The 1,414-nt window shown below is 73.3% G+C and carries 1 protein-coding gene and 1 pseudogene; one reads left to right on the plus strand and one right to left on the minus strand.

Annotation, left to right across the window (positions count from 1 at the left end; translation table 11 throughout):
- A pseudogene (locus tag AOJ26_RS38765) lies at nucleotides 1–773 on the minus strand (TIGR02452 family protein); the annotation flags it as partial.
- Between the two features lie 235 nt (nucleotides 774–1,008).
- On the opposite strand from AOJ26_RS38765, the gene AOJ26_RS38770 reads away from it, so the two are divergent.
- On the plus strand, nucleotides 1,009–1,414 hold a 406-nt coding region (locus tag AOJ26_RS38770; protein ID WP_234358781.1), incomplete at its 3' end, for a glutamate-cysteine ligase family protein.

The raw sequence follows: 1,414 nt of genomic DNA on the forward strand, positions 1-1,414 counted from the left end.
CCCCCCGCACCACCGCCCCCCGCGTCCGGTCCAGTACCCCGAACACCACGTGCTCGAAGGCGCCGGCGAACCGGCCGTCGGGCCCGAGGAGGGTCCGGAACGCGCCCGCCACCTGCGCGGGGTCGTTCTGGAAGACACCGCAGCCCCAGGCGCCGCCGGTAGCCCTCCGTCACGGCCACCGACAGCACCTGCTCGGCGCGCGCCGCGAGGGCCCGCGGCAGCTCGGCGGCCCGCTCGGGCGCCGTGCGCCGCACCACCCCGGCGTTGGGGGCGGCCGCCGTCAGGAACCCCACGGGGTACGCCGAGTCCAGCAGCCGGCCGCGATCGTCCCGGAACACCGGTACGGCCGGCGAGTGGATGACCCGGTCCGTGTAGAACGGGTCGCGGTGGGCCCGGTGATGGTCGTAGAACTCGCGGGCCCGGAGCTGGCAGGTGTACAGCGCGGAAGCCCGGCACAGGGCCTCTTCCTGGGCCTGGGCGCCGTTCAGATAGCCGCCGCCGGGATTGCGCGCCGAGGCGAAGTTCAGCACGGCCGTCCGGCCGCCGAGCCGACGGGCCGCCTCCAGACTGCTCTCCCCCGTGACCTCGACGACCGTGTCCGCGACGGTGAAGGCGGGCACCTCCACGGGTCCCGGCCCGTACATCCGCGTCCCCGCGCGCGCCGCCTCGATCTCGGCGGCCACGGAGACCTCGCGGCCGTCCGGTGCGCGGTAGCGCCCCGCCGCGACGATCTCTTCCGTCTCCTGTGCGATCCCGCGCAAGCGCGCGCTCATGGCGCCACCCCCGTGAGCGCCATGACCGCACGCCGCGCGGTCTCCCCCGTCGTGCTCATGAACGCATCGTGAGCGATGCTGGTCCTGCGGTGCAACAGGGTTTCGGGGTGCCCACAGCACCCGGGAAGGAAGTGTGACCAGTCCGGAACGTACGGGTACGCCCCCTTGTGCCAAGCGCCGCGAGGGTCTTGGGTGGGACGAGTTGCCTGTCCGGGCCACCAAGGAGGATCCTGACATGTCCGACTCGGTAAGCGACTGTACGGAACCCCGTACAGCCATACCGGAGGCCGAGCTGGAAGCACTCGTACGCGGTATCTGCTTCAAGACCGGCCCGCCCCGCCGCATCGGGGTGGAAGTGGAATGGCTCGTCCACGAGCTGCGCGACCCGCGGCTCCCCGTCACACCCGAACGACTCGCGGCGGCCTACGCCGCACTGCGGACCGTGCCCCTGAAGTCGGCGCTCACCGTCGAACCCGGCGGACAGCTGGAGCTGAGCTCGCAGCCCGCCGACTCCCTGATGGAGTGCATCGGTACCGTCTCCGCCGACCTCGCCGCCGTACGGGCGGCCCTCGCCGAGCACGGCCTCGGCCTCGTCGGCATCGGCCACGACCCCTGGCACCCGCCCCGCAGGTACCTGCGGG

Source organism: Streptomyces sp. NRRL B-24085 (assembly GCF_001282115.1).
Taxonomy (GTDB): domain Bacteria; phylum Actinomycetota; class Actinomycetes; order Streptomycetales; family Streptomycetaceae; genus Streptomyces.